Here is a 15,245-nt window from a genome sequence, read left to right as displayed (position 1 = left end):
GCAATTGCGAGTAAAGCGCATTAACTTTCTAAACATTCGCCGCCGGCAGGCGCAGGTTCATCCGCAGTCCTCGCTCTCCCCGGCTGGCCCAGAGTTGCCCACCCTGGAGCTCGATGGCCCGCCGGGCGATGCTCAGGCCCAGGCCGAAGCCCGTCCCCGGCGCCCCGTCGAGACGCAGGAAGGGCTCGAAGATGCGCTCGAGATCGGCCTCGGCGACACCGGGCCCCGAGTCCTCCACGGTAAGCAGCCAGTCGTCGCCCACCCGCTCGCCAGACAGACGAATGATCCCCTGCTCGGGCGAGTGCCGGATCGCGTTGCGCAGAACGTTCTCCAGCGCCTGGGCGAAGCTGTCGAGGTGGACATGGACTTCGCAATCGCTACCCAGCTCGCAGATCAGCGCCTCCAGCGGCCAGCCGCTCTCGAAATGCGCGTCCTGAGCCAAGGCTTCCCAGACCGAGGCCACCACCAGGTTCTCGGCGAGCAACCGCGGTTTTTCGGCATCCAGCCAGGCCAGGTTCAGCGAGTCGTCCACCAGGCGCTGCATCTCCTCGATCTCGCGGCCCAGCCGACGCTCGAGGTCCTGTTGCGACAGGCCGCTCTCGCTGGCGATCTTCAGGCGCGCCAGGGGCGTGCGGATTTCATGGGACAGGGTGCGTAGCAATTGCCGCTGCTGATGGAGGCTCTGCCGCAGCCGTTCGGCCATGTGCTCGTAGGCGCGCGCCAGCTCGCCCAGCTCGTCGCGACGACGGGCGACCGAGCCGCCGGCCAGGGGCGCCAGATCGCCTGCGCGCAAGGCGTCGGCGCGGTCGCGCAGCTCGGTCAAGGGCACCACCAGGTGGCGATAGAGGGCCAGGCCGAGCCCCAGGGCGAGCAGCACCGGAACAACGCCGTGGGTGAACAGATGGGTCCAGGGGGTCAGGCCCGGCGGCAAGAGACGTTCGGGCAGTTGCAGGACCAGTCGACCGTTCTGCGGGTGCTCTGGGAAAGCGATGCTGACGTAAGGCAGCTCGTCCTCGAGCCTTTTGCTCATCGGCCAGCTCAATTTGCGCATGAAGGTCAGGTGGCCGATGTCTTCGGCGCTCAGGGGCTGCGTGCCCAGGCTGCGCAAGTGCTCATCGAGCACGCCGACCCAGGTGTGTTCGCGACGCTGCAACGCCTGGCGCCAGCGTTCCACGGCCTCGGCGTCCCGCGTCGCGGCCACGTGCTCGGCCTCGGCGGCATAACCTGCCAGGACGCTGCGGTCGGCTTCGTCCAGGAAGTAAGTGCTGCGCTCGACCTGCATGCCCCAGCCCCATACCAGCCAGACCAGCACCAGGCAAAAACACACCTGGAGCAGCGCCAGCTTCCACAGCAACGGATGCCGGCGGTGCATCAGGCTGCCCCGCTGCAGACCAACACGTAGCCTTGGTTGCGCACGGCCTCGATCTGCAACTCATTGGCCTGGATCGCGGCCAGCTTGCGGCGCAGGTTGCAGACATGGACGTCCAGGCCGCGGTCCAGTCGGGTATAGGCACGGTGCAGCACCTGCTGATAAAGGAAGGCCTTGGTCAGGGGTTCGCCCGCATGCTCATGGAGGGTGGTCAGCAACCGGAACTCTGACCCCGTCAGCCCGGCCTTGCGCCCGTTGAACACGACATCGCGGGCGAGCGGATCGAAGGTCAGCGCCAACTCGACCGTCTTGGGACGCGCCGGGTTCGCGCCGCGATCGAGCGCCACGCGGCGCAGCAGCGCGTCCATCCGCGCATCGAGTTCGGCGAGGCTGAAGGGTTTGGGCAGGTAGTCGTCGGCCCCTTGGCTGAAGCCGGTGATGCGATCCTGCTCCGCGCCCAGCGCCGACATCAATATCACCGGCGTCCCCCGCTCGCGGCGCAGGTGCGCCAGTACGTCCAGGCCGTTCTCACCGGGCAGCATGATGTCCAGCAGCACGAGATCCAGCGGATGCTGCAGCGCCATGCTCAAGCCCCGGTCGCCCCGCGAAGTGCTCTGCACCTCGAACCCGCGGCGACTCAGGTGGGCACGCAAATGCGCGCCCAGCTCCAGGTCGTCCTCGACGATCAGGATGCGGGCGGGCGAGACAGGGTCGGTTGAATGATAGGGGTTCACGATTACGCAAGATTCTCATCCGACCGACGTTTGCGCAATCGCTTCGCCGTCGCGGAGCTTCACCGTGGCAGGCGTCCCGGGGCGGATCCGACCCGCAAACCGGCCGGGCTCAGGGCGCCAGAAAGAGCGCGGCACGGCCCTCTAAGGAGGTGAAGACACAGGCGACGTCATGGGCGCAGCCCGGCACCCGTTGGACTCGTCGGCGTTTATCCGGCGCGATTCGTTCGCGGTCATAGGCCGCATAGGCGAGCCCGCGTTGCAGGCGGAACGAGCCCTGGGCAAAGGCAGCGCAAGCGCGATCCAGCACCTTGCCATGCGCCGCTGGCGCCTCGCCCTGATCCAGGGCGCCCTCCAGGTAAGCGATATCCGCACTCGCGTACACCTCGCGCGGCGCGCGTCCCGGAGCCGCCAATGCCGAGGGCAAGCCACTCAGCCCGTATTTCCACCGATCGAAGCCAGGGCACGCCGCGGCAGGCGCCCAGACGTAGGCACACCCGCCGGGGCGGTCGGTCTCGTCCTGGCAGCTAAGCCAGTCGACCGGCTGGCCCTGTCGCACCGGTCGCGGTCGTACGTCGTCGAAATAAAGCCAGCTCCCCGGATCGGCGACCACGTAGCGCACCTGGAGGCCCCCAGGGGGAGGCGCGGCGAAGCCGATATAGTGCTGGAGCATCTGCCCGCCGGCGGAAAACCCCGCCAGGGTGACCTGCCGCACGCTCGGCCAGCGCTGCTTCAAGGTCTTCAACAAGGTATCCAGCGCCGAAAACGCGCCCGGCCCGCCGTTCTCCGCCCTCCCGCCTTCCATCCAGGATGCGCAGGACCAAAGCGCATCGCCCGCCTGCACTGCCGGAAGACCCACCGACCGGCAATGCGACGAAGCCTCCACGGCCACCTGAAACAGCGGCGCGACGATCAGCGTCTGGTCGACGCGGCCGGCGAGCACCGCCGCGCGATACGCTGCCGCGAACGTCCGACCCGCGTCCCGCCCGTGGCCGTGGAGCACGACCAGCGCCCTCCGCGGAGCCTCGCCGCCCTGCCCCTCCACTCGCGAACTGAAAAAATGCAGCTGACCGCTCGGCTGCAAGGGAGCGGACAGATAGGCCGGTTTCGGGAAAGCGGAGCTGTCCGCGCTGCAAACCATAGGCAAGCCGTACGGCGCGGCCAGCAGCATCAAGAGGACAAACCGGAACCGCGACATCCTCTCCCCTCACCGGAAGCGCCCGCTCTCAAAGCCGGCCCGAAGGCCCGGAATCGCGATCGGCATTTCCACGCTAAGCGCTTGATGCGGAACCGATAACGCTTGACAGCCGACAGCGGGATCAGAATAATGCGCGCCACTTGGCTACGTAGCTCAGCTGGTTAGAGCATAGCATTCATAATGCTGGGGTCCGGGGTTCAAGTCCCTGCGTAGCCACCAAACAAAACAAGGGTTTAGCGAAAGCTAAGCCCTTTTTTGTTTCTAGGGTGCCTCTAAATTGCCCCTTTCTTGTCCCGCCCACATCAGGCGATGGGTTCACCGATGCAGCGCTCGAAAATGGCGGTCATTGCGCGATAGTCGCAAACCACTGAATCGATGTTTGCCTGAATCCACTCAGCCTCACCTACGCTCCACCAGTCGACCTGATAGCCCGCGTTAATGATCAGGTGCTCGAACAGGATGCGCTGAGCCCGGCCATTTCCCTCCCGAAACGGGTGGATGATGTTCAGATCTCCGTACAGCTCTGCAGCGGCCACCACCAGATCTGGACGAGCCATTGCTTCGAACCACCTAGCTGAGGCTACTCGCTTGAACAGCTTGGTGGATTCCGCCTTGATGCGGGTCACGTTGCAGAAATGCGTTCCCCCCTTCGAGATATCGGCAGTGCGCAACTCACCCGCCCAGTCGTAGACGTCACCGAACAGATGCCGGTGTATACGCTGCAGGTAGGCGAGATCGTAGGGAGGGAGATCGAAGTCCAGCTGACTAGCTGCGATTTCTGAGAGGTTGCGCTCAGCTTCATGGAGAGCGCTATCGCCAATCAGGCCAAGACGATTACGTAGAACGACGGTGCCTGGGTAGCAGTAAGGATCCTGACCGACGCCGTACTTGTCGAGCATCAGGCCTGACTAGACCGCGCAGCGTTCAAAGCAGCCTCACGGGTCGGGAGCTTACGCTCGGCATCGGCCTGGGTCGTGTTAAACCCCTCGAGACGTAGGCTGGCCGCATAGTTCGACCGGCGGGCCTTAGCGCAATAAGCCTTCTTGGCTTGCAGAGATACACCTGTCATGGGGTTTCCTCTTTCGTTTCGCCAGCGGCCATTATACCGGATGCACGCCGCTATCAGGTTGTCCCTCATTCTGGCTCAGTAACCCAAGCGGTGAAAGGGTCAAGGCGGTGGCGAAGTGATCCGGCGCGAGATGCGAATAGCGCATGGTCATCTTGATATCGCCATGACCCAGGATGCTGCAAGGTGAGGATGTTGTCGCCCTGCATCATGTAGTGGCTGGCGAAGTGTGACGCAGGATATGTGTCAGTTGCCCAGGCGTGTGCAATCCGGTGCGCTCATAAGTCTTGCGGAAAGCACCGGCATCCTGCTCACGTTTCCCTATCAGAAAGCCTCTGCTTGCCGTTGAGAATCTTCAGCGACGGCCCCGCCCTTATAAATGAAACAAGTGATCCGCCGACCGAGCGTTGACCTTGGCAAGACTCACGATCGAGTCCTGGCCCCTGGGTCGAAAGGTCCATTGGCCTCGAGCGGTATCATTCCTCGAAACTCGTCGTCCCCTTCGCCCTCATGTGCCTTCAAGCGCCACCACCTTCTTGGCGTCCGGTCCGAACCTGGGCGCGGCGATGCCGTGTTGGGTTTATGCTGGCGGCCCTGACGGGGTGTCCGCCTTCGCGCAGGCGGTCTGGCGTCATGAGTGCCGCGAACCGCCGCGCGTCTCCCGCGGTCACAGCGTTAGCCGATTTCCTGCCCATGCCGTATCGAGGGGAACGATGAGAGACGATTTTGCTGGCATCCGTGCCGAACGTGACGATTCACCCGAATATGGCCATGCCCGCCACAGCGCGCCGGCTCGGCGCAACGGCAGCCTGAGCCTGCAGGTCGCACTGGGCGTCTGGCTCGGCGGCGTGGCGCTGGGCCTCACTTGGTTTGCCGTGCACCTGCTGGCGCTGAAGACCGGGCTGCTCGCCGGCCTCGGCCTCTGATCCACCGCCCGGCGGGCTTGTGGTCGGCCCGGGGCGCCGCCATATTCGTCCGATGAACGCCCCTTCCCGCTCCGACTTTCCCGACGCCCTTTTCCATCCCGCGGTGACGGCCTGGTTCGCCTCGGCCTTCGCCGCGCCGACGCCCGCGCAGGTGGCGGCCTGGCCGCAGATCAAGGCGGGCCGTCCAACCCTGGTGGCGGCACCCACCGGCTCCGGTAAGACCCTCACGGCCTTCCTCGCCGCCCTCGACGACTTGGTGCGCGAGGGCCTGGACCGGGGTGGCGAGTTGCCGGACGAAACCTGGGTGGTCTATGTCTCGCCGCTCAAGGCCCTGTCCAACGACATCCGTTTGAACCTGGAGACCCCTCTGACCGGGATTGCCGCCGAGCTGCAACGCCTGGGCCTGCCGGAGGTGGAGATCCGCACCGCGGTGCGCACCGGCGACACGCCGCAAAAGGAGCGCGCGGCGATGCGCAAGCGGCCGCCGCACATCCTGGTCACTACCCCCGAATCCCTCTACGTGCTGCTGGGCTCGGCGTCGGGTCGCGAAATGCTCGCCTCGGTGCGCAGCCTGATCGTCGACGAGATTCACGCCATCGCCGGCGGCAAGCGCGGCAGCCACCTGGCTTTGAGCCTGGAACGCCTGGAAGCGCTGTGCCCCCGGCCACCGATTCGCATCGGCCTATCGGCCACGCAAAAACCCATCGAGGCGGTGGCGCGCTTCTTGGTGGGGCATACGCCGCCCGGCTCGGCGGCGGATTGCGCGATCGTCGACATCGGCCATGCGCGGGCCCGCGACCTGGCCCTGGAAGTACCACCGGTGCCGCTTGAAGCGGTGATGGCCAACGATGTCTGGGAGCAGGTCTACGACCGTCTCGCCGAACTGGCCGGCGCCCACCGCACCACCCTGGTGTTCGTCAATACCCGGCGCATGGCCGAGCGCGCCGCGCGCCACTTGTCCGAGCGCCTGGGCAGCGGCGCGGTGGCCGCGCATCACGGCAGCCTGGCCCGCGAGCAGCGCCTGGACGCCGAGCAGCGCCTCAAGCGCGGCGAGCTGCGGGTGCTGATCGCCACGGCGTCCTTGGAGCTGGGCATCGACATCGGCGACGTCGAGTTGGTCTGCCAACTGGGCTCGCCGCGCTCCATCGCCGCCTTTCTGCAACGGGTTGGACGCTCCGGACACCAAGTGAATGGCACCCCCAAGGGTCGCCTGTTCCCCTCCTCGCGGGACGACCTGATCGAGTGCGCCGCGCTGCTGGACTGCGTGCGCCGTGGCGAACTGGACACCCTGGTGATCCCGCAGGCGCCGCTGGACGTGCTGGCCCAGCAGATCGTCGCCGAAGTGGCCTGCCGCGAGTGGGACGAGGACGCGCTGTTCGACTGCCTGCGCCGCGCGCAACCCTACGCCGCGCTGAGCCGCGCCGATTACACGGCGGTGCTGCGCATGCTCGCCGAGGGCTACACCACCCGCCACGGCCCGCGCGGCGCCTACCTGCACCGCGACGCGGTGAGCCGAACCCTGCGCGGTCGCCGCGGCGGGCGCCTGACCGCCCTGAGCAGCGGCGGCACCATCCCCGAGAGCGGCGACTACAGCGTGTTGCTGGAACCCCAGGGCCACGGCATCGGCACGGTGAATGAGGACTTCGCCGTGGAAAGCCTGGCCGGCGACATCTTCCAACTGGGCAATACGTCCTACCGCATCCTGCGCATCGAGCCCGGCCGCGTGCGCGTGGAAGACGCCCAGGGGCAGCCGCCGAACATTCCCTTCTGGCTCGGCGAGGCACCGGGGCGCAGCGACGAGCTCTCCGCCGGAGTCGCCCGCCTGCGCGCGGAAATCGAGGCCCGCCTGGCCGCTGCGCCGGCCACGCAGCCTCTCGATGCCGCCTTTGCCTGGCTGGCCGAGACCCTCGGCCTCGGCGAGGCCGCCGCGCGGCAGATCGTCGAATACCTGGCGCGCGCCCGGGCCACCCTCGGCGCCCTGCCGACCCGCGATCGCCTGGTCATGGAGCGCTTCTTCGACGAGTCCGGCGGCACCCAACTGATCATCCACTCGCCCTACGGCAGCCGGGTCAACCGCGCCTGGGGCTTGGCGCTGCGCAAGCGCTTCTGCCGCACCTTCAACTTCGAATTGCAGGCGGCGGCCACCGAGAACGCCATCGTGCTGTCGCTGTCCACCAGCCACAGCTTCGCCCTCGACGAGGTCTGGCGTTACCTGCGCGCCGACAGCGCCGAGCACATGCTGATCCAGGCGCTGCTGGACGCACCGCTGTTCGGCGTGCGCTGGCGCTGGAACGCCACCACCGCCCTGGCGCTGCCGCGCATGGCCGGCGGGCGCAAGGTGGCGCCCCAGTTGCAGCGAATGAAGAGCGAGGACCTGCTGGCCACGGTGTTCCCCGACCAGGTCGCCTGCCTGGAGAACATCGTCGGCGAGCGGGAGGTGCCGGATCATCCGCTGGTCAAGCAGACCCTCGACGACTGCCTCCACGAAGCCATGGACAGCGAGGCCTGGCTGGCCCTGCTGCGGCGCATGGAGCGCGGCGAAGTGGAACTGCTGGCCCGCGACCTGCCGGCACCCTCGCCGCTGGCGGCGGAGGTGCTGGGCGCGCGCCCCTATGCCTTCCTCGACGACGCGCCCCTGGAGGAACGCCGCACCCAGGCGGTCCTGGCGCGGCGCTGGAGCGACCCGGAATCCACCGACGACCTCGGCGCCCTGGATGCCGAGGCCATCGCCGCGGTCGCCCTGGAAGCCTGGCCCCTGGTCCGCGACCGCGACGAAATGCACGAGGCGCTGATGGGCCTCGGCTGTATCCACCAGCACGAGGCCGAGGCCCATGCCGGCTGGCCGGACTGGCTGGCGGCGCTGGCCAAGGCCGGCCGGGCGACGCGCCTGCAGATCGCCCTGGAGGATGCGCTCTGGCTACCGGTGGAACGCCTGGCGCAGTTCCGGGCGCTCTACCCTAACGCCGAATGCGCGCCGCCGTTGCGCATCCCGGAGGAATACGACGAGCCCTGGAGCGAAGAGGACGCCAGGGTGGAGATCCTCCGCGCCCGGCTCACCGGCTTCGGCCCGCTGAGCCTGGGCGCGATCGCGCGGCCGCTGGCCCTGCCCGCCTCCCAGTGCGCCCAGGCCCTGGTGCACTTGGAAACCCAGGGCTACGTGCTGCGCGGACGCTTCAATCCGGGCGCGCGCGAGGAGGAATGGTGCGAGCGGCACCTGCTGGCGCGTATCCACCGCTACACGGTGAAACGCCTGCGCCGGGAGATCGAGCCGGTGGAGCGCGCCGACTTCATGCGCTTCCTGTTCGACTGGCAACGGGTTTCCGCCAACCATCGCGCCCGCTCGATGGATGCGCTGCCGTCGGTGCTCGAACAACTGGAAGGCTTCCAGGCCGCGGCCGGCGCCTGGGAAAACGAACTGCTGCCGGCGCGGATCGAGGGCTACGGGCGGACCTGGCTGGACGACCTGTGCCGCTCCGGCCGGCTGGTGTGGATTCGCCAGCCGGGCCGCAGCCGCGCCCCCGGCGGCCCGGTGCGCGGCACGCCGGTGATGCTGTTGCCGCGCCGCGAGCTGGCGACCTGGAACGCCTTGACCGCGGACAGCGAGCCGCCGGAAGTGTCGCCGCGGGCGCAACGGGTGGTCGACGCCCTGACCCGGCAGGGCGCGCTGTTCTTCGACGAGTTGATGGGCGAAGCGAACCTGCTGCGCACCGAACTGGAGAACGCCCTCGGCGAGTTGGTCGCCCTCGGCCTGGTCAACGCCGACAGCTTCGCCGGCTTGCGCGCACTCCTCGCGCCAGCCGACAAGCGCGGCCGCAGCGCGCGCCGAAGCCGCGGTGGCGCCTTCATCGGCGGCATGCAGGACGCCGGGCGCTGGGCCCTGCTGCGTCGTCCCCCCGCGACGCAGTCGCAAGCCGGCCCAGCACGGCGCAAGACCTTCGACCCCGCGACCCTGGAGCACGTCGCCCGGGTCTTGCTGCGTCGCTATGGGGTGGTGTTCTGGCACCTGCTGGAGCGCGAGGCGGACTGGCTGCCGCCCTGGCGCGACCTGCTGCACTTCTACCATCGTCTGGAAGCACGCGGCGAAATCCGCGGCGGACGTTTCGTCAACGGCCTGTCCGGCGAGCAATTCGCCTTGCCCGAAGCCCTCGGCCCCCTGCGCGAAGTACGCCGACGCGCCCCGGACGGCAGCCTGGTGGCGATCTCCGCCGCCGATCCGCTGAACCTGGTGGGCACCCTACTGCCCGGCCAACGTATCCCCGCCATCGCCGGCAACCGCTTGGTCTATCGGGACGGCGTCCCGGTGGCCGCCACCCTGGCCGGCAAACCCGGCCTGCTGGTGGACCTGGACGGCACCAGCGCAGCGCAAGTCATGCAAGCGCTGGTTCGGCAGCCTTGAGATGCGGGCTGGGTGTGGTCGGCGCCTTTGGCGCTGTGCCTGTGTCCGCTACCTGCCCGTTACCGCCGTCGCCTCGTGCGGCGCCCACTCGGGTTGCGTGTGATTACCCCAAGGTCTCGTGCATCGGCGATAGAGGCCTGCAAAAACAATGAGCCTGTACCCTCTCGATGAACGTTTCCTGCTCCACCTGGGGAAGCTGTTCGAGTTGATGCGCATTGAACTGAATCAGGGGAAGTGCGGGAGTATGTGAGTCCTGAGTTCAGGGCTGCGCATGCCTGATAGGGTATCCAGCCAAGACGATTCCACCCCCAGGCCAAACTCAACAGGGCGTATACCGTCTCAAACGTACCTCGGTGATGCCGCTGAATAGACGCCGAGCGTATGCCGTGACGCTTCAGCACATCGGCAAATTGAGGGCGGCGGCTGCTGTCGATCAGCGCGAAGCAGCCCAAGAATGAGCGTTGTACGATGAGCGATTTAGAACGGTTCCAATGCCTTATAGGGCGGCTTGTTCATACCTTCCGGTAGCACGGTATTTTCTTTTGGCCTGACGACGTAATCCACCCAATCTCGCGCGGCGTGGATCACGCTATCGGAACAATCCTCTCGGCAGGCCTGGAACAGGTAGTCCTGCATTTCGGAAATGAACAGTGGATCACGCTGCTGATATTCGGCCAGGGCCGTATAGGCTGAAAGCGTTATCGCGAAATTTACATTTTCAATGCCTGATTCCAGTGTTTTATCGAAGCTGTCGCGTGCAATGCGATCCAACTCTTGGGCGGAAAGGGATTTACCTGAACGCATGTCTCGCGCTTCTTTCTGCAACTTATCCAGGCTCCAGCGCAGGTAAGCGATATGCTCATCTCGGGTTGACTCGTCCATGATGGCAGGACAGTGAGGAGCGCTTTGCTCGCCATTTTCCACTTCTAAGTTTTGCTTTTTTGCTGCATTAGCTACACTAAATCCCGTAGCAGAAACCAAAGAAATGCTCAGAAATAAAAAAACAAGCTTGAACAATGTTCTCATTCCTTGACCCGCCTCAAGATTTGAATTACGGAAACAAAGTCATCATCCTCTGATTTTTTTGACTGAGAACTGTAAGCAGTAGAATAAATCAATGTATTCCAGTCCAACATATAAAAATCATAGCTAGCACGTTCATCAGAATATGTCATCACGAAATGATAAGCCGGCTTATTTAAGTATTTACTCAGGTATTTGTTGCTTTTAACCATATCTATCTTTAGACGCTCAGTATCTAACATTCCATCCATTACCAGAGGAGCTTCAGTTAGTTCTGATTCGCAAATATACTCCCACCCAGGACGATTGCAGTATCGTTTTAAAAAAGGAGGATATAAAGTAATCTTGTATTCATCACGCATGGGCCAATCAAAACCAACTGGCCCAACATAACTAAACTTTACCCTTTGATTAAGATAAAAAATCTCAGGCCCAAGCAGATCAGAGCTCACATTTTCAACCGAGGGATCTGAGCTAATTACTTCAAACATTCCATCTAACGGTCTTACTGGAAATTTTTCATAGGGAAATGCCTTCATTGGAATCATCGCCATGATCGATAAATTAAACAAACCAAAAACTTTAATTACCTTCAACATAAGAGCCCTCTAAATAGCCACGCTCGCCATTTATTCGTGATGCATCGACCCCAGGATAATTATCCACTGTTAACGTGGCAGCCGCCTCAGCCGTCTTGCCTTTAGCTATATAAAGCATAAAACTTTGATCCGCGTTAGAGTTGAGACTTCCTGTATTGTACTGCCTGGACAGCAAAATTGTTCGCTCAGCCTCACTAAGATCTTCAAATCTTTTCGTATATCCATTATTTTTAGAAAAATTATTAAATGTATTCTTAACAGATTTAGTTTTTTCCTTCTGCATCTCTGAATCAATCAAATCCACTTCATCCTGAGTCAACGTCAGTGGGTGCTCTCTCAAGTAGCGGCAGGCGGCGGAACGCTTTAGCCCCATATAGGGATCAAGTTTATCTAGCAGCTCCTGTGTAGCGCCAGCCTCCCTCAAGCGTTTAAAATATGCGCTTTTTTCTTGCTGCCCCAGATCCACCCCTGTACCGACCGTAACGCCCGACTTACTCTCTCCAGCAAGCTCCTCAGTGCCCCTAACTCGCTTGGTGTCGGCAGTGATCACTCCGTCTTTCACTGTTACCCCCTTGGGCCACCAAGGCACATAGGCGGACGTGGCCTGTCCCCCTTCGAAATCCGCGAGCTTTTCGTAGTTGATGGTGGTCCCCGTGTCGTTATTGATGGCCTCCTGCGCCGTCTTGCTCAAGCGCTGTGTTATCGGTGGAGAACTACCCGCACAGTTTCTCTTTTTGAAGGTCCCAGGGCAGGGCTTCACCACTCCGTCGACAAAATGTCCGGTGCCGCAATTGAGTTCGATCTGTTTGAGAATTTCATCGAACTCTTCGGACGGTAGGGATTTCCTTAGCTCATCATTCTTTAATTTGGCATATGCGGTATCGGTCTTGGCTTTTGCCTCTGCCGCGCGGGCCGCGGCGGCCTTGGCCTCTTCCAGCTCGGCACGACTTTCCTCCAGTTTGCGCTGCGCGCCCTCCACGCTGGCCCTGGCGGTATCTGCCCGGCTTTGGGCAGATGAAGAGGGATGTCTACGGGCACTGGTTTCCGCGGCCTTCGCTTTATCCTCGGCTTTTTGCGCAGCCTTCACGTCCGCGTCATAAGCCTTCTGCGCATTGGCTTGCGCCTTATTCGCGGCCGCGGCTACTTGGTCGTTGCCAGCCTTTTCTCTTTCAGCCGCTTGTATGGAGACCGAATCAGTAGCCGGCGCAGGGATACCGCTACTCATCATGTGCGTCCTTTCGGGGTTTCTGTATTAGACGCGCTCATGGAATCCTGAGCGCCGCCCACAATGAAAGCGATCCATTCCAGTGCCTGCCGTCGACCTGTCCGCTCACTGAGGAAATGATTGCGCAAGCCCTGGATGAATTCATGCCGTGCCCCCAGGTTCACTGCGCGCAGGACTTGAAAAGCGTAATTAATGACCAAGGACTTTTCCAAGACATCATGGGCCAGGCAATCGTCATGGCAGGCCTCGACCCAGGCCGTCAGCGTGGCATCGTCCAGGATGGGGAAACCCGGCACCAGACGTGCCTGTGCTTGCCGCCATTCATGGCGAACCAGACGAACGAAGGCCTCTCGCTGCTCGGCGTTATAAGCGGCGCACAGCGCCGCATATTGCTCACGGGTGATTTTCATGGGTCATCGCCAAATTCTCGAGCCAAGGATGACGTCGAAGTCTTAACGTTCGAGATCCCAATGCCCCCAACAAGGCCCGACTGGATATGAATTCGAGCATTTCGCCAGTGCGCGGCTCCGTACAACATATTCGAGTGATCAAATCGCCCACGAACTCTCCGTGCTGCCCCAGGTTCAACTGCGGAATCACTCGGCAAAAAACCCGCGGATCATAGAATCGCCAGAAGACTTCGCTGCCATCGGGCAGGGTGACCAGGGTGAATTTCTTGAAATGCCGGCGCAGCGCGTCCAGCTCCATATCGCTTTGGAACAGCCAACCCCAGTGGTTACGCCACCCCTGTCCGCGGTGATTGAACCAGAACGCCGCCAACGCGCCATCCAGAGGAAACTCCGCGCAATAAGGGGCGTATCGGCCGAGACGAGCCTCCAACACGCCGCTGAACAGACACTGTGCACGGATGCCATGTTTCCTCAACTCATCGGAAAACCGGGGGTGGCGGCTGGCATCCACCAAGGCATAAATAGAACCCGCCTCCTTGGGCATCAGCGTGGCCAGTCGTGCCGAGTAGTCGAACACGCTCATTCGTGCAATGTCTTGACGAATGGGATCCCCTCTTCGCCCGCACTTTTCAGGCACTCGCCCTGCCGATTCAGGCCGATCCACACGCTGTTGCAGCCCACTGCGATGGCGCCCTGGCAGGCGACGCGATCCCCCACGCGCGCGGCGGGACGACCGCCGATGAGTACGGTCGGTTCGCCTTCGACGATGGGTTCCTCGCCCTTGTTGTGCTTCACCAGATCGCCCACTCGAGCGGCGAGCAGGCCACCGATCAGCACACTGGGCTCGCCTTGCAAAATGGCGCCCTCGGCCTGGTTATGGAGCGCGGCGTCTCCGACGCGGGCTGCGGGTTGTCCCATGTGGTTCTCTCCCTGATCAGCGGTTCACGGTGCCATTGATGCCGACGATGGGCATGCTCGCCGGGTCGACGCCGCCCATCGAACCGCCTCCCAGGCCGGCGCTGCCGCCGGCCGCCATGCCCAACAGCGAACCGGCGACTCCGGCGCCCTTGCCGCCGATGCCGGCGGCGGAGGCCAGTTCTGCCAGCTTGCCCAAGGTGGAGAAGGCGTTGCCGCCCTCCAGGCCTTGCATCAGGGTGTCGAGCGGATTGGCCCCGCCCTTGGACGCGACGAACGAACTCGCCAGCGGCGATCCACTGGCGGCCCCGCCCTCGGCCGAGGCGTCGGCAGCGGCGCCGGACGGTTCGCCTTTGGCGGCGGGCGCACCCGGCGCCTGCTGGCTGGCGCCGCAGTTGATCTGCACCATCGCCGCGTCGGCATTGATCGCCTGGGCGCCCTGGATTTCGATGTGGGTGCCGGACAGGTAGATACCGCCATCGGCTCGCAAGACGATCTTGGCGGCGCCGCAGGCGATCTCCAGGTGTTCGCCGGCTTGCTGCAGCGAGACACCGCCCACTTTCAACTCATGGCGCGACCCGATATCGGCGCTGTAGTCACTGCCCACCTTGAGCGTCTTGCGCTGACCGACCTGGGTGGATTGCTGCATGCCCACCACGGTGTTCATCAACATCCCGACGTTGAGGCTGTAGCCCACGCCGATGTTGCTCATGCGCGCGAGACCGATGTTTTCCAGGTTGGCCATGCCAATGGTTTCGGTCTTGAGCTTGCCGACCTTCACCGACCAGTTGCTGCCGATCTTGTCGGTTTCGTTCTTGTCGATGGTCTTGGTACGGCTTTTGTGGACGGTGATCTTTTCGCTGCCGTCGACGCTTTCCTGGCGGGAACCGTGGATCGCGATGGTTTCGTTGGCATCGACCGTCTCATCGCGATTACGGTGAATCTTGAGGGTCTCGTTACCGTCCACCGTTTCCGTACGGTTCTGGTGGATCAGGATGGTTTCGTTGCCATCGACGGTTTCGCTGCGGTTGCCGTGCACCGTGATGGTTTCGTGGCGGTCCACGGTCTCGGTGCGGTCGCGCTTGACCTGGGTAGTCTCGTCGCGGTCGATGGTCTTGCTGCGGTCGTTGCCCACCCAGTGGGTCTCGTCGTGCTCGACCTCGATGTCCTGGTTCTTCTCGGCGTGAATCCACAACTGCTCCTCGCCCTTCTTGTCCTCGAAGCGCAGAGCGTTGGCGTTGTCGTAGCCGCCGCCCATGCTGGAGCGGGTCAGGAAGCCCGACTGGGTGGCGTTGGCCGGCAGGCCCCAGGGCGGCATCTGGAAGGCGTTGTAGACCCGGCTGGTGATGATCGGTCGGTCCGGGTCGCCGTTGAGGTGATCCACCAG

General features: G+C 63.5%; 12 protein-coding genes, 1 tRNA gene and 3 pseudogenes. 3 read left to right on the top strand and 13 right to left on the bottom strand.

Going from position 1 to position 15,245, the window contains the following annotated elements; genetic code table 11:
- Positions 1-28: 28 nt before the first annotated feature.
- From OGL92_RS15575 to OGL92_RS15565, 3 genes are all read right to left on the bottom strand, one after another.
- Positions 29-1,372, bottom strand: a complete 1,344-nt coding sequence (locus OGL92_RS15575; RefSeq protein WP_263145071.1) for a sensor histidine kinase — start codon at positions 1,370-1,372, stop codon at positions 29-31.
- Positions 1,372-2,103 carry a response regulator transcription factor gene (locus OGL92_RS15570; protein WP_263145070.1) on the bottom strand — a complete coding sequence of 244 codons (732 nt, stop codon included), beginning with the start codon at positions 2,101-2,103 and terminating at the stop codon, positions 1,372-1,374. The genes OGL92_RS15575 and OGL92_RS15570 overlap by 1 nt, the downstream gene beginning before the upstream one ends.
- A gap of 109 nt (positions 2,104-2,212) precedes the next feature.
- Positions 2,213-3,274 carry a hypothetical protein gene (locus OGL92_RS15565; protein WP_263145069.1) on the bottom strand — a complete coding sequence of 354 codons (1,062 nt, stop codon included), beginning with the start codon at positions 3,272-3,274 and terminating at the stop codon, positions 2,213-2,215.
- A gap of 166 nt (positions 3,275-3,440) precedes the next feature.
- Between OGL92_RS15565 and OGL92_RS15560 the strand changes: the two genes are divergently transcribed.
- Positions 3,441-3,517: transfer RNA gene (locus OGL92_RS15560), tRNA-Met, on the top strand.
- Between the two features lie 83 nt (positions 3,518-3,600).
- Here OGL92_RS15560 and OGL92_RS15555 read toward each other — a convergent pair.
- The 3 genes and pseudogenes from OGL92_RS15555 to OGL92_RS15545 form a co-directional block, all read right to left on the bottom strand.
- Complete coding sequence (locus OGL92_RS15555; RefSeq protein WP_263145068.1) at positions 3,601-4,197, bottom strand: Fic family protein; 597 nt, start codon at positions 4,195-4,197, stop codon at positions 3,601-3,603.
- A complete protein-coding gene (locus tag OGL92_RS15550) occupies positions 4,197-4,367 on the bottom strand; it encodes a YhfG family protein (RefSeq protein WP_156152798.1) in 171 nt (56 codons plus the stop codon). Before OGL92_RS15550 ends, OGL92_RS15555 begins: the two co-directional genes overlap by 1 nt.
- 31 nt (positions 4,368-4,398) lie before the next feature.
- Positions 4,399-4,662 (bottom strand): annotated as a pseudogene (locus OGL92_RS15545) (tyrosine-type recombinase/integrase); the annotation flags it as partial.
- Positions 4,663-5,077: 415 nt separating this feature from the next.
- On the opposite strand from OGL92_RS15545, the gene OGL92_RS15540 reads away from it, so the two are divergent.
- On the top strand, positions 5,078-5,290 hold the full coding sequence (locus OGL92_RS15540) for a hypothetical protein (RefSeq protein WP_263145063.1): 213 nt from the start codon (positions 5,078-5,080) through the stop codon (positions 5,288-5,290).
- Positions 5,291-5,342: 52 nt separating this feature from the next.
- The gene (locus OGL92_RS15535; RefSeq protein ID WP_263145061.1) at positions 5,343-9,686 is read left to right on the top strand and encodes a DEAD/DEAH box helicase; all 4,344 of its coding nucleotides are present in this window, start codon (positions 5,343-5,345) and stop codon (positions 9,684-9,686) included.
- A 477-nt stretch (positions 9,687-10,163) separates the two neighbouring features.
- Here OGL92_RS15535 and OGL92_RS15530 read toward each other — a convergent pair whose 3' ends face one another.
- The 7 genes and pseudogenes from OGL92_RS15530 to OGL92_RS15500 all read right to left on the bottom strand — a co-directional run.
- Positions 10,164-10,703 carry a hypothetical protein gene (locus OGL92_RS15530; protein WP_263145058.1) on the bottom strand — a complete coding sequence of 180 codons (540 nt, stop codon included), beginning with the start codon at positions 10,701-10,703 and terminating at the stop codon, positions 10,164-10,166.
- Between the two features lie 5 nt (positions 10,704-10,708).
- On the bottom strand, positions 10,709-11,308 hold the full coding sequence (locus tag OGL92_RS15525) for a hypothetical protein (protein WP_263145056.1): 600 nt from the start codon (positions 11,306-11,308) through the stop codon (positions 10,709-10,711).
- Positions 11,292-12,533 carry a pesticin C-terminus-like muramidase gene (locus OGL92_RS15520; RefSeq protein WP_263145054.1) on the bottom strand — a complete coding sequence of 414 codons (1,242 nt, stop codon included), beginning with the start codon at positions 12,531-12,533 and terminating at the stop codon, positions 11,292-11,294. The genes OGL92_RS15525 and OGL92_RS15520 overlap by 17 nt, the downstream gene beginning before the upstream one ends.
- The gene (locus OGL92_RS15515; protein WP_263145053.1) at positions 12,533-12,943 is read right to left on the bottom strand and encodes a hypothetical protein; all 411 of its coding nucleotides are present in this window, start codon (positions 12,941-12,943) and stop codon (positions 12,533-12,535) included. The genes OGL92_RS15520 and OGL92_RS15515 overlap by 1 nt, the downstream gene beginning before the upstream one ends.
- Positions 12,927-13,526: a DUF4123 domain-containing protein gene (locus tag OGL92_RS15510; RefSeq protein ID WP_263145051.1), complete on the bottom strand. Its 600-nt coding sequence runs from the start codon at positions 13,524-13,526 to the stop codon at positions 12,927-12,929. The genes OGL92_RS15515 and OGL92_RS15510 overlap by 17 nt, the downstream gene beginning before the upstream one ends.
- Positions 13,523-13,867 (bottom strand): annotated as a pseudogene (locus OGL92_RS15505) (PAAR domain-containing protein); the annotation flags it as partial. The gene OGL92_RS15510 and the pseudogene OGL92_RS15505, both read right to left, overlap by 4 nt.
- A 10-nt stretch (positions 13,868-13,877) precedes the next feature.
- Positions 13,878-15,245: pseudogene (locus OGL92_RS15500) on the bottom strand (hypothetical protein); the annotation flags it as partial.

Origin of the sequence: Pseudomonas sp. RIT-PI-AD (genome assembly GCF_025642785.1) — a bacterium.
Taxonomy (GTDB): Bacteria; Pseudomonadota; Gammaproteobacteria; order Pseudomonadales; family Pseudomonadaceae; genus Pseudomonas_T.
The sequence above is the reverse complement of the archived record's forward strand: the minus strand, read 5'-3'. Positions and strand labels throughout refer to the sequence as shown.

Coding starts and splice junctions, on each gene's coding strand:
- OGL92_RS15575 (WP_263145071.1), bottom strand. CDS start 1,372: ATGCACCGCCGGCATCCGTTGCTGTGGAAGCTGGCGCTGCTCCAGGTG.
- OGL92_RS15555 (WP_263145068.1), bottom strand. CDS start 4,197: ATGCTCGACAAGTACGGCGTCGGTCAGGATCCTTACTGCTACCCAGGC.
- OGL92_RS15550 (WP_156152798.1), bottom strand. CDS start 4,367: ATGACAGGTGTATCTCTGCAAGCCAAGAAGGCTTATTGCGCTAAGGCC.
- OGL92_RS15540 (WP_263145063.1), top strand. CDS start 5,078: ATGAGAGACGATTTTGCTGGCATCCGTGCCGAACGTGACGATTCACCC.
- OGL92_RS15535 (WP_263145061.1), top strand. CDS start 5,343: ATGAACGCCCCTTCCCGCTCCGACTTTCCCGACGCCCTTTTCCATCCC.
- OGL92_RS15525 (WP_263145056.1), bottom strand. CDS start 11,308: ATGTTGAAGGTAATTAAAGTTTTTGGTTTGTTTAATTTATCGATCATG.
- OGL92_RS15520 (WP_263145054.1), bottom strand. CDS start 12,533: ATGAGTAGCGGTATCCCTGCGCCGGCTACTGATTCGGTCTCCATACAA.
- OGL92_RS15515 (WP_263145053.1), bottom strand. CDS start 12,943: ATGAAAATCACCCGTGAGCAATATGCGGCGCTGTGCGCCGCTTATAAC.
- OGL92_RS15510 (WP_263145051.1), bottom strand. CDS start 13,526: ATGAGCGTGTTCGACTACTCGGCACGACTGGCCACGCTGATGCCCAAG.